At 71.4% G+C, this 14,942-nt stretch carries 15 protein-coding genes; 6 read left to right on the top strand and 9 right to left on the bottom strand.

Annotated elements, in window-relative coordinates; genetic code table 11:
- A partial coding sequence (locus CCN39_RS03805; RefSeq protein WP_143263935.1) for a sensor histidine kinase occupies window positions 1–1,990 on the bottom strand: 1,990 nt, incomplete at its 3' end.
- A 1,025-nt stretch (window positions 1,991–3,015) separates the two neighbouring features.
- Between CCN39_RS03805 and CCN39_RS03800 the strand changes: the two genes are divergently transcribed.
- Both CCN39_RS03800 and CCN39_RS03795 read left to right on the top strand, forming a co-directional pair.
- Window positions 3,016–3,450, top strand: coding sequence for a DUF485 domain-containing protein (locus tag CCN39_RS03800; RefSeq protein WP_086838421.1), 435 nt, complete (start codon window positions 3,016–3,018; stop codon window positions 3,448–3,450).
- The gene (locus tag CCN39_RS03795) at window positions 3,447–5,039 is read left to right on the top strand and encodes a monocarboxylic acid transporter (RefSeq protein ID WP_086838420.1); all 1,593 of its coding nucleotides are present in this window, start codon (window positions 3,447–3,449) and stop codon (window positions 5,037–5,039) included. The genes CCN39_RS03800 and CCN39_RS03795 overlap by 4 nt, the downstream gene beginning before the upstream one ends.
- 19 nt (window positions 5,040–5,058) lie before the next feature.
- Here the strand turns inward: CCN39_RS03795 and CCN39_RS03790 are convergent, their stop codons facing one another.
- Window positions 5,059–5,619, bottom strand: coding sequence for a TetR/AcrR family transcriptional regulator (locus tag CCN39_RS03790; RefSeq protein ID WP_086838419.1), 561 nt, complete (start codon window positions 5,617–5,619; stop codon window positions 5,059–5,061).
- A 135-nt stretch (window positions 5,620–5,754) separates the two neighbouring features.
- Between CCN39_RS03790 and CCN39_RS03785 the strand changes: the two genes are divergently transcribed.
- Window positions 5,755–7,179: an MFS transporter gene (locus CCN39_RS03785; RefSeq protein WP_086838418.1), complete on the top strand. Its 1,425-nt coding sequence runs from the start codon at window positions 5,755–5,757 to the stop codon at window positions 7,177–7,179.
- On the opposite strand, the gene CCN39_RS03780 is transcribed toward CCN39_RS03785, so the two are convergent.
- From CCN39_RS03780 to CCN39_RS50615, 5 genes are all read right to left on the bottom strand, one after another.
- Window positions 7,157–7,510 (bottom strand): DUF3817 domain-containing protein, encoded by a 354-nt coding sequence (locus tag CCN39_RS03780; protein WP_086838422.1) that lies wholly within the window; start codon window positions 7,508–7,510, stop codon window positions 7,157–7,159. The two genes, CCN39_RS03785 and CCN39_RS03780, sit on opposite strands and share 23 nt — an antisense overlap.
- Window positions 7,511–7,530: 20 nt before the next feature.
- Window positions 7,531–7,929: a hypothetical protein gene (locus CCN39_RS03775; RefSeq protein ID WP_434781082.1), complete on the bottom strand. Its 399-nt coding sequence runs from the start codon at window positions 7,927–7,929 to the stop codon at window positions 7,531–7,533.
- Between the two features lie 65 nt (window positions 7,930–7,994).
- Window positions 7,995–8,909: a lytic transglycosylase domain-containing protein gene (locus CCN39_RS03770; RefSeq protein ID WP_086838416.1), complete on the bottom strand. Its 915-nt coding sequence runs from the start codon at window positions 8,907–8,909 to the stop codon at window positions 7,995–7,997.
- A 116-nt stretch (window positions 8,910–9,025) separates the two neighbouring features.
- Window positions 9,026–9,508, bottom strand: a complete 483-nt coding sequence (locus CCN39_RS03765; protein ID WP_013224355.1) for a hypothetical protein — start codon at window positions 9,506–9,508, stop codon at window positions 9,026–9,028.
- Window positions 9,509–9,869: 361 nt separating this feature from the next.
- Window positions 9,870–10,037 (bottom strand): hypothetical protein, encoded by a 168-nt coding sequence (locus CCN39_RS50615; protein WP_014466828.1) that lies wholly within the window; start codon window positions 10,035–10,037, stop codon window positions 9,870–9,872.
- A 101-nt stretch (window positions 10,038–10,138) separates the two neighbouring features.
- On the opposite strand from CCN39_RS50615, the gene CCN39_RS03760 reads away from it, so the two are divergent.
- The gene (locus tag CCN39_RS03760; protein ID WP_086838415.1) at window positions 10,139–10,912 is read left to right on the top strand and encodes a crotonase/enoyl-CoA hydratase family protein; all 774 of its coding nucleotides are present in this window, start codon (window positions 10,139–10,141) and stop codon (window positions 10,910–10,912) included.
- A 338-nt stretch (window positions 10,913–11,250) separates the two neighbouring features.
- Window positions 11,251–11,781, top strand: a complete 531-nt coding sequence (locus CCN39_RS03755) for a GNAT family N-acetyltransferase (RefSeq protein ID WP_086838414.1) — start codon at window positions 11,251–11,253, stop codon at window positions 11,779–11,781.
- On the opposite strand, the gene CCN39_RS03750 is transcribed toward CCN39_RS03755, so the two are convergent.
- The gene (locus CCN39_RS03750) at window positions 11,778–12,914 is read right to left on the bottom strand and encodes a CaiB/BaiF CoA transferase family protein (RefSeq protein ID WP_086838413.1); all 1,137 of its coding nucleotides are present in this window, start codon (window positions 12,912–12,914) and stop codon (window positions 11,778–11,780) included. The genes CCN39_RS03755 and CCN39_RS03750 overlap by 4 nt on opposite strands.
- Window positions 12,915–12,927: 13 nt before the next feature.
- Window positions 12,928–14,079, bottom strand: coding sequence for an acyl-CoA dehydrogenase family protein (locus CCN39_RS03745; protein ID WP_086838412.1), 1,152 nt, complete (start codon window positions 14,077–14,079; stop codon window positions 12,928–12,930).
- 96 nt (window positions 14,080–14,175) lie between these two features.
- On the opposite strand from CCN39_RS03745, the gene CCN39_RS03740 reads away from it, so the two are divergent.
- Window positions 14,176–14,793: a TetR/AcrR family transcriptional regulator gene (locus tag CCN39_RS03740; RefSeq protein WP_086838411.1), complete on the top strand. Its 618-nt coding sequence runs from the start codon at window positions 14,176–14,178 to the stop codon at window positions 14,791–14,793.
- Window positions 14,794–14,942: the final 149 nt, after the last annotated feature.

The raw sequence follows: 14,942 nt of genomic DNA, 5'->3' as shown, positions 1-14,942 counted from the left end.
CGATCGGGCCGGTCGCCGGGCCGTCGGTCACCGGCATCACCAGCTCCGCCGGGACCACGACGGTGGCGCGGACGCCGACGATGTCCTTGCCGCCGTGCAGCGACACCCCGATCCGGTGCCTGCTGGCCAGCCGGCCGACGACGAACAGGCCCATCCGGCGCGACGTCACCAGGTCGAGCGACCCGGCCTCGGTCAGCCGGGTGTTGGCCTCGATGACCTCGCACTCGTTCATCCCGATGCCCTTGTCCAGGATGTCGATGTGGAGCGAGCCGTCCTCGCCCAGCCGCGACGCCACGGTCACCGTGGTCTCCGGCGCGGAGAACGCCGCGGCGTTGTCCAGCAGCTCGGCGACCAGGCGCATCAGGTCGCTCGCCGCGTACCCGACGATCCGGGCCGGGGGCGGCGGCTGCACCTGGACGCGCTGGTACTGCTCGATCTCCGACACCGCGGCACGCAGCATGTCGGTGGTGCCGACCGGCTTCCCGGACCGGCGGCCCGGCTCGGCGCCCGAAAGCACCATCAGGTTCTCGTTGTTGCGCCGCATCCGGGTGGCGAGGTGGTCGAGCTGGAACAGCGTCGCCAGCTGGTCGGCGTCCTCCTCGTCCCGCTCGAGCTGCTCGATCAGCTGCAGCTGCCGCTGGACCAGGCTCTGGCTGCGCCGCGACAGGTTGACGAACACGCTGCCGTAGCCGGTGCGCATCGCGGCCTGCTCGGTCGCCAGCCGCAGCGCCTGGTGGTGCACCTTGTCGAAGGCCCGCGCCACCTCGCCGACCTCGTCGTCGGTGTGTACCGGGACCGGGCGGACGTCGGTGCCCTGCGCGCGGCCCTCCTGGATGTTGCGGACCGCCTCCGGCAGCGCGGTTTCGGCGACGTCGAGAGCGCTGCGGCGCAGCACTTTCAGCGAGCGCAGCAGCTGCCGGGTGATGAGGAAGACGACCGCGACCGCCAGCACCATCGCGGCGAACAGCAGCACCGCGAGCAGGCCGGCACCGCTGCTGGACTCGTCGACCAGCTCCGCCGCCGTCTGCGACGCCGACGCGCCGAGCCGGTCGGCGATCGCGCCGATCTGCGCGCGCATCGCCGCGGACGCGGCGGTCCAGTCCGCGGCCGGCAGCGCGCGGAACGCGTCGTCCACCTGGCCGCTCTGCGCGTTCAGCACGGTCTCGACCATCCGGGCCCGGTTCTGCGCCTGCGTGCCTTCGGCGATCGCCGCGAAGTCGCGCTGCAGCGTGTCGCCCGCCGCGGAGCGGAAGTCGACGAGCCGGTCGGCGAGCCGCAGCTCGGCGGCGCGCAGGGTGGCCAGCTCGCTCGGCGTCAGCCCGGCCCGGCCGATGCCGTAGGAGACGAGGGCCTGGCTGAGCGACACCTGCTCGCCGGCGACCAGCAGTTCGTGCAGCCCGGCGGGCAGGCCGCCGAGGGTGCCGTCGCCGGCACCCGCGGTGGCCGCGGTGTCCAGGCTGATGAGCGAGCCGGTGAGCGCGGAGAACGCCGTGATGGCCTGGCCCGGGTCGAGCTGGCCGCCGTCGACCTGGCGGCGCAGGAAGGAAAGGTTGCCGACCTGCGCGGAGGCGGTGCCCGCGGCCCCGGAGACGCCGGGCTCGGCTTCGGACGCGCGGGCCTGCTCCGCGGTGAACGGGCCGATCGCGGCGTCGGTCGCCTTGCGCGCCGCGGCCAGCTCGGGGGTCCCGCCGACGGTGCCCTCGGTCAGCATCGCCGCGGTGACCGTGCGCTCCTGCTGGAGGGCGGCGGTCAGGGTGCGCACCCCGCCGCCGAGCGCGACCAGCCGGTCGAGGCGCTGGTACTCGTCCGAGCGGCCGACCTGGGCGGCGATCGTCGCGACGCCCAGGACGAGCGCGAGGACGATGGGCACGACCGTGACGGCCGAAAGCTTGACGGGCAGGCTCCAGTCGCGCCACTGCACCAGCGCGCGCCACACGGCCTTCCCCTTCGACCGCCGGGGCGCTCGGCCGAGCAGTTCCCCGACGGGCACCTGACCTTCTCCTGCAACGGTCACGTGAGTGACTCCCTGTCCGGCGTCATGGATCCGCGTCGGCGGCGCGGCGTCCCGGATCGCGACGGGCCACCGGACGGCCGTGCCGTCCCCACCCTGCCGCTTCCCCGGCGCCCTCGCTCGTCCCCGGCCGCCCCGCCGTCCGCGCGCCCGTCGCCGGGCAGGCACCGACTCGTCCCGTGCCCGGGGCCCTGCTGCCCGGGACTATGCACGTGCACGTCGCAAGTTGCGTTGTGCACGGTGATCGAGATCAACTTTATCGGTGCCAATCGATCGCTGCGGTCAGCTGGGCCAAAGAATCGTACCCCCGATGCCAGGCCGGTCAATTGTGTTCCCCGTTCGGGCGCTGACCTGCGAAAAGTGCTTTCGCGACCGGACACCCGACAGGACATTCCGCCTCACCGCCCCCGAAGAGGGAATTCCGGTTACCGGACGCGGGGGCCCATCGCATCCGGCCGTCACCCGATTAGCCCAGGCAGGGTAGCAGCATCCCTCGGTCGATCTACACTCCGTACCACCAACGGGTGGGTCAAGCCTCAAGATGTGCCCGATGTTGTGGCGTTGCGCGTTCCCCGGCCCCGACCCGGTGATTTCTTTCGGAACCCTACGCTGACCAGTGGATCTTCGCCATACCTCCGCCGCCCGCAGACACCCGCGCGCCGGATCAAGTCCGCGATTCGGCTACTTTCGGTGACCGGGTCGGCGAGACGACCAGCGCCGTTAACCCGTTTGCCGCAGTCCACTGCGACTCCGGCGACGTCCCGTCACAATTCTTTTCCGCATTACGGACGTTCTCCGCGGCGCGTTGTCGCCGGTCACGCATTCGACGCGATCGGCAGGAAAACGAATACCGCCGTCCGAACCGACCGGACGGTCCGGCCGCCTTCAGCCGCCGCCGGATGGCGTAGTTACGATGTGCCCTCGCAGTCCGCAAGGGCGGCCCGGCGCCCTGTTCGCAGGCGCCCCGGGGCCCCGCCGCCACGGAGGCACCTGCCGGAGGCACCATGTACGACGTAGCGCGGCCCGCGCCGGGCAACGCCCTCGAGGAGACGAGCCGGATCCCGGTCCTGCCCGCCGAGCCCGGCCCGGCCGGCGGCCCGCCCCGCCGGACCGCCCCCTCGGACCCCGACTACACCGCGATCCAGGCCAGCCCCGAGTTCGCCTCGCTGCGCCGCCGGTTCCGCTGGTTCGTCTTCCCGCTGAGCTTCGCCTTCTTCGCCTGGTACATGACGTACGTGCTGCTGGCCGCGTACGCGCACGACTTCATGAGCCGCAAGGTGTTCGGCCAGGTCAACGTGGCCATCCTGCTCGGCCTCGGCCAGTTCGTCAGCACCGCGCTGATCACCTGGCTCTACCTGCGCTACGCGCGCCGCCGGCTCGATCCGCGGGTCGCCGAGCTGCGGGCGCGCGCGGGCCTGGTGGACGGGAAGCGCCGATGACCGCGCTCGCGGCGGGCGGGCCGACCGCCAGCGACCCGGTCGTCAACACGGTCGTGTTCGCCCTGTTCGTGGCGATCACGCTGTACGTCGTCTACCGGGCCGGCAGCCGGAACTCCTCGACGTCGGACTACTACGCCGCGGGCAGCGCGTTCACCGGCCGCCAGAACGGCATCGCGCTCTCCGGGGACTTCCTCTCGGCGGCGTCGTTCCTCGGCATCGCGGGCGCGATCGCCGTCCACGGCTACGACGGCTTCCTCTACTCCATCGGCTTCCTGGTCGCCTGGCTGGTCGACCTGCTGCTGATCGCCGAGCTGCTGCGCAACACCGGCCGGTTCACGATGGGCGACGTCATCAGCTTCCGGATGAACCAGCGCCCGGTCCGGGCCGCGGCGGCGACGTCGACGCTGGTGATCTCGCTGTTCTACATGCTGGCGCAGATGGCGGGCGCCGGCGGGCTGGTCGCCCTGTTGCTCGACATCCACACCCGGCTCGGGCAGGCGCTGATCATCGGCGTGGTCGGCCTGGTCATGGTGGTGTACGTGCTGGTCGGCGGGATGAAGGGCACCACCTGGGTGCAGATCATCAAGGCCGGCGTGCTGATGCTCGCCGTGGTGCTGATGGCGGTGTTCCTCTTCGGCAAGTACGGCTTCAGCTTCTCGAACCTGCTGTCGGCCGCGACCGAGAAGAGCCCGCTGGGCGAGCACCTGCTGGAACCGGGCGGTTCCTACGGCAAGGACGACACCACCAAGCTCGACTTCGTGTCGCTCGCGCTGGCCCTGGTGCTCGGCCTGTCCTCGCTGCCGCACCTGCTGATGCGCTTCTACACGGTGCCGAACTCGCTGGAGGCGCGCCGCTCGGTCGTCTGGGCCACCGTGTGCATGCTCGTCTTCTACGCGTGCACGCTGGTGATCGGCTTCGGCGCGGCCGCGCTGGTCGGCCCGGACGAGATCAGGAGCGCCCCGGGCGGGGAGAACTCGGCGGCGCCGCTGCTGGCGCTGCACATCGGCGGGACGCTGCTGCTGGGCGTGATCGCCGCGGTGGCGTTCGCGACGATCCTCGCGGTGGTGGCCGGGCTGACGATCACCGCGTCGGCCTCGTTCGCCCACGACGTCTACGCGAACATCTTCAAGCGCGGCCAGGCCGAGCCGGCGGACGAGGTCCGGGTGGCGCGGATGACCGCGATCGTGGTCGGCGTGCTGGCGATCGTCGGCGGGGTGCTCGCGAACGGGCAGAACGTCGCGTTCCTGGTGGCGCTGGCGTTCGCCGTGGCGGCGTCGGCCAACCTGTCGACGCTGCTGTACTCGCTGTTCTGGAAGCGGTTCAACACCGCCGGCACGCTGTGGGGCATGTACGGCGGCCTGATCGCGTGCCTGGTGCTGGTGCTGTTCTCGCCGGTCGTCTCCGGTGCCCCGGACTCGATCTTCAAGAGCATCGACTTCGCCTGGTTCCCGCTGAAGAACCCGGGCCTGGTGTCGATCCCGTTCTCGTTCCTGTGCGGGTTCGTCGGGACGCTGGTGGGCCGGCCGAAGGCGGACGCCCGGATGCAGGCGGAGATGGAAGTCCGCTCGATGACCGGCATCGGCAGCTGAGCTCGCCGGGCGGCCTGCGTCAGGCGCGCAGGCCGTCCAGGATCACGTTCAGCACGCGCTTGCCGTCTTCCGGACTGCAGTTGCGCACGGCCATCCCGGCCCCGTGGCCGAGCCGCAGGACATCGGCGCCGACGACGTCCGGGCGGACCAGCCCGGCCTCCTGCGCCGCGTGGACGAGCACTCCCGTCGCTTCGCGCAGCCGCTTCTGGCAGTACTGGAAGGTCTCCGAGCCCGAATCGATGGACTCCTTGAGGATCGTCGCCAGCTTGTGCCGCTCGACGACCCAGGTGACCTGGGCGAGCAGCCACGCCTCCAGCGCCTCCCACGGCGGCAGCTCGTCGTGCAGGACGAACGCGCGGTCCGCGAGCACCGTGATCTCGTCGCGGTAGACCGCTTCGAACAGCTTCTCCCGGGTCGGGAAGTGCCGGTAGAGGGTGCCCGCGCCGACGCCGGCCTTCTTGGCGACGTCGTCCAGCGGCACGTCGGCGCCCTGGGCGGTGAAGAGGTCCTTCGCCGTCGCGACGATGCGCTCGTAGTTGCGTCGCGCGTCCGCCCGCATCGGACGCTCGGTGTCCGGCATCCCGGCCTCCTCGCCACTTAACCGGAGAGATTCTCCGAATTGGCTTGCGCATCCGGAGACGCTCTCCATATTATCGGATCGCACCCAAGCGGAGAACATCTCCGCTTCTTCTCTTACTCCTCGGGGGAGTATCCCTTGTCGCAACAGACGCTCGACCGTGCGCCCACACCGGCGCCGCGCAGGCACAGCGGGCTGGTCCTCGCGATCATCCTCACCTGCCAGCTCATGCTCATCCTCGACGCGACGGTGATCAACGTCGCGCTGCCGCGCATCCAGGCTGACCTCGGGTTCACCCCGACCGGCCTGTCCTGGGTGATGACGGCCTACAGCCTGGTCTTCGGCGGCCTGCTGCTGCTCGGCGGCCGGGCCGGCGACCTGTTCGGGCGGCGGCGCATGTTCGTCGCGGGCACCGCCGTGTTCACCCTCGCGTCCCTGGCCGGCGGCCTCGCCGACACGGCCGCGCTGCTCATCGCCGCGCGCGTGCTGCAGGGCGTCGGCGCCGCCATGGCCGGCCCGAGCACCCTGGCGCTGATCACGACGACGTTCACCGAGGCCAAGGCCCGGGTCCGGGCGCTGTCGCTGTTCTCCGCGATGTCCAGCGGCGGGTTCGCCATCGGCCTGATCGTCGGCGGCCTGCTCACCGAATGGATCTCGTGGCGCGCGGCGCTGTTCATCAACGTCCCGTTCGGGCTGGCGATCGTGCTGCTCGCCCCGCGGTTCGTGGCCGAACCCGAACGCCGCCGGGCGCACCTGGACCTGCCCGGGGCGGTCACCGGCACCTTCGGCGTCGGCACGCTCGTGTTCGCCTTCACCCACGCCGCGTCCGACGGCTGGGGCAACGCGGTGACGCTCGGCTCGCTCGCCGCCGGCCTGGTGCTGCTCGCCGGGTTCGTCGCGATCGAAGCCCGCACGGCCATGCCGCTGGTCCCGCTGCGGCTGTTCGCCGAACGCAACCGCAGCGCGGCCTACGTCAACTTCTTCCTCGGCCCGATGGCGATGATGTCGATGTTCTTCTTCCTCACCCAGTTCATGCAGGACATCCGGCACTACGCCGCGCTGGCCACCGGGTTCGCGTTCCTCCCGATGGCGGCGCTGATCTTCACGATGAGCCGGCTCGTGCCGCGGCTGCTCCCCCGCTACGGGCCGAAGCCGCTGACGGTCACCGGCTCCCTGCTGATGGTCGCCGGCGTCGCCTGGCTCGCCCTGCTCACCACCGAGAGCGCGTACTTCCCCGCGCTGCTGGGACCGCTGCTGCTGGTGGGGCTCGGCGTCGGGCTGGCGTTCGCGCCGCTCAACGTGATCGTCATGGCCACCGTGCCGAGCGAGGACGCGGGCGCGGCGGGCGGCGTGCTGCAAACGATGCAGCAGGTCGGCAGCACGCTCGGGCTGGGCATCCTGATCACGGTGTTCGGCTCGGTCACCCGCTCGGCGGGCGCGACGGGCGCCCAGCTCACGGTCGACGGGATGACCGCCGCGTTCGCGACCGCCGCGGTGTTCGCCGCCTGCACGGTGCTGGTGGCGCTGACCTTCCGCCGGGTTACAGCTTCTGCCCGGCCTTGACCTTGTGCGTCACCCGGCGCTCGACGAGGAACGAGACGAACGGGACGCAGCCGGCCAGCAGCACGAGCACGGTGCCCTTGATCGACCAGCGGGCCTTGATCGCCAGGTCGATGGTCAGCACGAGGTAGATCATGTAGAGGACACCGTGGATCGGCGAGTAGACCGCGGACGGCGTCGGGTTGTCGAAGCCGTAGCGCAGCACCATCACGAAGCACAGGCCGAGCAGGCCGACACCGGTGACGTAGGCGGCGGTGCGGAACCGGACCAGGGGGCCGGCGAGCGGCACGGTCGTCCGGGCGCCTTCGGTGCTGCCTTCGGTGCTGGTGGTCATCGGGTCGTCGTCCTCACTCTTCACTCTGCTCGCTCGGCCTGCTGGTCGCGGGCGTTCAGCTCACGCAGGTAACGGTTGTAGGCGGCCAGCTCGTCGTCCTCGTCGGTGTCCGTCTGCTCCGGCACCGGGCGAGGACGGGGAGCGGGCACCTCGGGCTTCGCTTCCACGAGGGGCGCCGCGTCGGCTTCCGCCTTCTGGTTGAGCTTGCGGATCCGCCAGAACATGAAGGCCGGGAAGAGCCCGAACAGCGGCCACTGCAGGACGTAGCCGAGGTTCTGGAAGGTGCCGTTCGCGGAGGTGAAGCGGTCCCACTGCCACCAGGCGAGCCCACAGCAGACGAGCAGGCTCACCAGGCAGGTCGCGACGATGGCGATCCGCCGTCCCCACGGGGAGGCAGCCGGTGGGTGGGAGTCTGGCACGGAGTCGACGCTAGCACTGGCCGCCGGAGAGACGATGAGCGGTCACGGCCGGGGTGGCCGGGCTCTCAGCCCTGCTTGCGCGCCGACTGGGCGGCCTTCGCGTACCCGTCCGCCAGGCCGAACACCTTCTGCGCGTACTCCGTCGAGTTGTTGTACGACAGGATCCCGGCCCACCACCCGCTCGGGCCGGCCATGTCCCGCCCGCCCGCGCACAGGTACCGCGCCGCCGCCAGGGCCGCGTCGTCGATCTGCTGGGGGTCGCCCAGCCCGTCGCCGTTGCCGTCCGAAGCCCACTTGCGCCAGGTTCCCGGGATGAACTGCATCGGGCCCACCGCGCGGTCGACCCCGGCGTCGCCGTCGTAGCGGCCGCCGTCCGTGTCGCCGATGGCCTGGACGCCCGCCGAGCCGTCGAGGGGGACGCCGATGATCGGCTTGGACGGGCGGCCGTCCGCGCCGAGGACCGCGCCCGCGTACTGGCCGTGGTTCGACTCGATGCGGCCGATGCCCGCGAGCGTGGCCCACGAGATCTTGCAGCCCGGCTGGTTCGCGCGCATCGCCAGCTCGGCGTTGCCGTACGCCTGCAGGGCCCGCGCCGGGACGCCGGTCGCCGCCGCGACCTGGGCCGCCCACTGCGCGAGCGTGGCCGGGCCCGTCTCGCGCGGACGAGCCTGCTGGGGCGAGGTCTGCTGCTCGGCCCCGCCCGCCACCGCGCCACCGGCCGGGGCGACCGAGCCCGGGCGGACGTCGGCCGCCTTGACCTGCAACGCGGGGATTTCGGTCGTGGTCGGGCTCGCCTCGGGCGTCGAGGCGCGGGTGACGAGCCAGATCCCGCCGCCGGCCACGGCCAGCACGGCGAGGACCACGAGCAGCCGGGTGAGCACGGCCACGCCCGGAGAGCGCGGTGCCGGTGGGGCGGGAACGGCTTCCTCGGCATGAGCGCCGATCGGGTCGTCCTCGGTCTGTCCGGTCCTGGTGCGCACGAAACTCCGGTCCTCCAGCGTGATGTCGACGAACGGTCAACGAGCCCGCGCAGGTTAGCGTTACGCGGGCCGTCTCGATCGTGACACCACACCGGGTCACCCGGCCGAGTGGAAAGTCAGGCGGACTTCTGCTGCCGCGCGAGCCGTGCCACGCACCAGGCCGGGGCGCTGCCGCGGCGCAGGTGCTGCAGGACGGTCATCGGCCCGAGCCGGCGGCTCAGGTCGGACGGCGCGAGACCGGCCGCCCGGTAGTCGAGGGCCCGCTGGTCGAGCGGGCTGATGCCGGCGTCCCACCACTCCTCGGCCTCGGCGACGCCGCCGACCATCTGCCACCAGCCCGCGGCGGCGGTGAGAAGCTCTTCGGGCACCTCCGGCAGCCGGCTGCGCATCGCGGCGAGGTAGCCGGGGTCGGCCGACTCCACCGGGACGAACCGCGACTGCCCGGTCCGGGCCCGCTGGCCGGGGATCCCCGGAGCCTGCGCCGGCGCGTCGGCCAGCCACGCGGAAGCGATGCGGTCGACCTCCTGCTCCTCGGGAGTCCTCTCGCGCTCGGCGGCCCACTGCCGGATCAACGCGTCCACTCCGGGATCTCCGGTCATCCCTGCCTCCTATGTAGGTCCCCGACGGACAGGCCCTGACGCCTGTCCCACGCGGTGGTGCCGCACGCACCAACCTGCACCTTGCTGAGTGGAAACTGCCTGCGTACCGGGGTTCTCCGGGGGGATGGCGAACCACCCGATCACGCAATGTGAGCACCGTAGGGCCGGGGTGGTCGTCTTCGCCAGACCCCGGGTGCCACGAATTCGACGACCTGCGCGTTTTCGGCCGCAATCCACCCGGATGGTCGAGTGTTCGAGTCCGAAATCCGGGATTGGTGACACTGGGTGATTTACCGTCCGTTAACACGCAGGGTAGTCACCGGCACCGCCCGTGGCGGCGCCGGTACGGAGGAGCACCAGGTCAGGAGAAGAGCGCGCGGAAGAACGTGACGATCGCTTCGGCGCCGTCCTTGAGCCAGCCGAGCACGCGGTGCACGAAGTCGGCGGACTGGGTGGGCTGGGTGATCAGGAGGAAGAGCACGAGGGCGACCACGCCCACGATGAGAATCTTCTTGACGCCGCCCGACATGCGCTTCCTCCCCGGCTCGCCGTCCCCGTCCTGGGAGTGGCCATCCCAATACTCTAGGGAAGGCGTGCGCGGAAGACACCTCGATCACCCCAGGAGCGGCCATGTTCCGGAACGTTTTGGTGCAGCGGGACGGCGCGGTGACGACGATCACCATCGACCGCCCGGCGGCCCGCAACGCCGTCGACGGGCCCACGGCGGCGGAACTGGCCGACGCCTTCCGCGCGTTCGACGCCGACCCGGACGCGGCGGTCGCGGTGCTGACCGGAGCCGGCGACGCGTTCTGCGCGGGAGCCGATCTCAAGGCGATCGGCACCGACCGGATGAACCGCACTCACCCGGACGGGGACGGCCCGATGGGACCCACCCGGATGACCCTCGGCAAGCCGGTGCTCGCGGCGGTGCACGGGCCGGCCGTCGCGGGCGGCCTCGAGCTGGCGCTGTGGTGCGACCTGCGGGTCGCGGACACGACGGCGGTGTTCGGCGTGTTCTGCCGCCGCTGGGGCGTCCCCCTGATCGACGGCGGGACGGTGCGGCTGCCGCGGCTGATCGGCCAGTCCCGGGCGATGGACCTGATCCTGACGGGCCGCCCGGTCGACGCTTCGGAGGCCTTCGAGATCGGCTTGGCCAACCGGCTGGTGCCGGCGGGCGAAGCGGTGACGGCGGCGCAGGAGCTGGCCCGGCAGCTGGCGGCGTTCCCGCAGGCCTGCCTCCGCGGAGACCGGCGCTCGGCGCTGGCGCAGTGGGGCGAGTCCGAAGAGGACGCGCTGAGGGCGGAGTTCGCCGCGGCGATGGGCCCGGGCGTCCTGGCGGCGGAGGCGGTCGAGGGCGCGGCCCGCTTCGCCGGCGGCGAAGGCCGCCACGGCACCTTCACCTGACCCGAGCGGAACAACCCGTGACGGAGAGGTCAACTCCCGTGCTTGAAGGGTCGACTCGCGTGATCGGGAGGTCAACTCGCGTGATTGAGGAGTCGACTCGCGTGATTGGAGGGTCGACTCGGGCGGGCCTTCCGGTTTCGCCGTGTCGACCCTCTGATCACCCGTGTCGACCCCTTGATCACGTGTGTCGCCCCTCTGATCACGCGTGTCGACCTCTGGATCACGTGTGTCGGCGTTTCCCGCACGCTGGTGGCCGCTCGGTCACCGGGGATGCCTCTAGCGAGTTATCTTGCGCAAAGCCGTCCCGGTTCCGGTCAAGCGGCCGATAAGGTCTCCGGATGGATGACGACGGTGTCAGAGTCGAGCTGCGGCCGGTGGCCGAAAGCGATCTCGGGCTGCTGGAAGAGCTGACCAACGATCCCGTCGCCGCCGGGGAGCACCAGTGGTTCGGCTGGCACGATCCCGGCTTCCTGCGCCGCCGGTGGCTGGAGACCGGGATGCTCACCGCCGAGACCGGCATGCTCGTGCCGACGCTCGGCGGCCGCGTTCTCGGGCTCGTCTCCTGGCACCGCAGCCGGACCGGGCCGACGTCCTACTGCTGGAACATGGGCCTCGTCCTGGCGCGGGAGGCGCGCGGCCACGGCTACGGCACCGAGGCCCAGCGCCTGCTCGTCGACTACCTCTTCGCCCACACCCAGCTCAACCGGGTCGAAGCGACGACCGAGACCGGCAACCGCGCCGAACAGCGCTCGCTCGAGAAAGCCGGCTTCACCCGCGAAGGCGTGCTTCGCGGCTACGGCTTTCGGGACGGCGAGTGGCGCGACCACGTCGTCTACTCGGTCGTGCGCTCCGACCTGGCGAAGAGCTAGGCGATCACCCCCGCCGAACGCAGGGCCTCCAGGTCGGTGACGCCCAGTTCGGCGAGCACCGCTTCGGTGTCGGATCCCTTGGCGCGCGGCGCTTCCGGCGTCGACGGCGGGGTCCGGTCGAACCGCGGGGCCGGCGCCGGCTGGACCATGCCGCCGATCTCGACGAACGTGCCGCGCGCCGCGTTGTGCGGGTGCGACGCCGCCTCGGACGGCGACAGCACCGGTGTCAGGCACGCGTCGGTGCCTTCGGCGCGCGCGACGAGCTCGTCGCGGGTGTGCTTGGCGATCGCCCCCGCCACGATCTCGCGCAGCCGCGGCCACTGCGTCTTGTCGATGTGCAGCGGCAGGTCCGCCGGGTCCAGCTCGAGGACCTTCACCAGCTCACCCCAGAACCGCATCTCGATCGCGCCGACGGCGACGTACTTGCCGTCCGCGGTCTCGTACGTGTCGTAGAAGGGCGCGCCTCCGTCGAGCATGTTCTCGCCGCGTTCCTCCGACCAGAGCCCGGCCGCCTTGATGCCGTGGAGGCTGGTGGTGAGCAGCGCCGCGCCGTCGACCATCGAGGCGTCGACGACCTGGCCGCGCCCGGACGTGTTCCGTTCGTACAGCGCGGCCAGGACGCCCATCGCGAGCAGGAGCCCGCCGCCGCCGAAGTCGCCGATGAGGTTGAGCGGCGGCACCGGCCGCTCGCCCGCGCGCCCGATCGGTTCGAGCGCGCCCGCGATGCCGATGTAGTTGATGTCGTGGCCGGCCGCCGTGGCCAGGGGCCCGTCCTGGCCCCAGCCGGTCATCCGGCCGTAGACCAGCCGCGGGTTCCGGGCGTGCACGACGTCGGGGCCGAGCCCGATGCGTTCGGCGACACCGGGCCGGAAGCCCTCGATGAGGACGTCGGCCGTGTCGCACAGCTTCAGCACCAGCTCGACGCCCTCGGGCGTCTTGGTGTTGATGCCGGCCGACCGGCGGCCGCGGGCGAGCGGATCGGTGCCGATGCCGAGGACGTCCTCCCCCGGCTGCGCGCGGTCGACGCGGACGACGTCGGCGCCGAGGTCGGCGAGGATCATCGTGGCGAACGGCCCCGGCGCGAGCCCGGCGAGTTCGACCACCTTCAGGCCGCTGAGCGGACCTGCTTTCATGACGCGGTTCCTCTCAGAGCGAGCGGGAGATGATTTCCTTCATGATTTCGCTGGTGCCACCGAAGATCCGGGAGATCCGGACGTCGGCCCAGGCGCGCGCGATCGGGTACTCGGTCATGTAGCCGTAGCCGCCGAAGAGCTGCACGCAGTCGTCGATCACCTTGTTGACGCGCTCGGTGGTCCACAGCTTCGCCATCGCCGCGCCCTGGACGTCGAGCTCGCCCTTGAGGTGGCGTTCGATGCACTGGTCGAGGAACGCACGCGCCACCGCGGCTTCGGTCGCCGCCTCGGCGAGGGTGAACTTGGTGTTCTGGAAGGAGAAGATCGGCCGGCCGAACGCCGTGCGCTCCTTGGTGTACTCCAGCGTGAGGTCGACCGCCGCCTCCAGCCCGGCCACCGCGGTGACCGCGATGATCAGCCGTTCCTGCGGCAGCTGCAGCATCAGCTGGATGAAACCCTGGCCTTCGGCGTCGCCGAGCAGGTTGGCGGCCGGCACGCGGACGTCGTCGAAGAACAGCTCGGCGGTGTCCTGGCCCTTCATCCCGACCTTGTCGAGGACGCGGCCGCGGCGGAAGCCCGGCGTGTCGGTCTCGACCACGACCAGCGAGACGCCCTGCGCGCCCGCGTCCGGGTCGGTTTTCACCGCGACGACGATGAGATCGGCGTGGAACCCGTTGGTGATGAACGTCTTCGAGCCGTTGATGACGTAGTGGTCGCCGTCGAGCACGGCCCGCGTCTTGATGCCCTGCAGGTCGGAGCCGGTGCCGGGTTCGGTCATCGCGATCGCGCCGACCATCTCGCCGCTGGCCAGCTTCGGCAGCCACTCGCGCTTCTTCTCTTCCGAGGCGTAGGCGAGCAGGTAGTGCGCGACGATTCCATTGTGGACGGTGACACCCCATGCGCTGTCGCCGGCCCGCGCCTGCTCCTCGTAGAGGACGGCTTCGTGGGCGAAGGTGCCCCCACCGCCGCCGTACTCCTCGGGGATGGACAGGCACAGCAGGCCGACGTCGCCCGCCTTCGTCCACAGCTCGCGGTCGACCTTCTTCTCCGCCGCCCAGCGTTCCTGGTGCGGGACGGCTTCCTTCTGCAGGAAGGACCGCGCGAGCTCACGGAGGTCATCGAGCTCGGTCGTGCTCCACGAGCTCTTCGGCAGTTGCAGTGGCACGGGGACCCCTCCTGCTGGAAAACATGACGATCAGCATGTAAGTTCTGATCGGAATGTACATCCGTACCGGCCCGTAGGTAAAGCAGGGAGGCCGCGGTGACCGAGACGACGCACCGGACCCAGGCGCAGCGGCGCGAGCAGACCCGCACCGCGCTGCTCGACGCGACCATCGACTGCCTGGTCGAGGTCGGCTACGCGCGCACGTCGGTGCAGGAGATCTGCGCCCGCGCGGGGGTCTCGAAGGGCGCGGTGCAGCACCACTTCACCGCGAAGGCCGAGCTGATGGCGGCCGCAGTCGAGCACCTGACGACGAAGCTGCGGCGCCAGCTCGCCGCCTCGCTCGACGAGCTGCCCGGCGGCGGCAGCGGGGTCGCCGCGGCCATCGACCTGCTGTGGGCCGGCTACTCCGGCACGCTTTCGACCGCCGTCACCGAGCTGTGGGTCGCCGCCCGCACCGATCCCGAGCTGCGCGCGGCCATCCGCCCGGTCGACCGCGCGCTCGGCCGCGCCACGCTCGAGCACGTCACCCAGGTCGCCGGCGAACTCCCGCCGGAACGCGCGGAGATGCTGTTCTGGCTCACCGTGAACCTCACCCGCGGGCTGGCCCTGGACGCCGAGCTCGGCGGCGACCCGAACCGGCGCCGGCAGCTCCTCGACGAGTGGAAGCGCATCGCCGTCCTGCTCTACCAGGACGCCACCACTGCGCCGAGCTGACCAGCGCGCCACCACCAGGGTGCTTTGCCCCTTATCCCGCAGGCGATTTCGTGGTCCAATCCCCTCCGAACGAGGGGAGTTCCGATGACCGCCGCCCCGTACCCGTACCCCTACGGCCCGCCACCCACCCCGCCGCCGAGCAGCAGCCA

This window comes from Amycolatopsis kentuckyensis (assembly GCF_002155975.1).
In the GTDB taxonomy this organism is placed as follows: Bacteria; Actinomycetota; Actinomycetes; order Mycobacteriales; family Pseudonocardiaceae; genus Amycolatopsis; species Amycolatopsis kentuckyensis.
The sequence above is the reverse complement of the archived record's forward strand: the minus strand, read 5'-3'. Positions and strand labels throughout refer to the sequence as shown.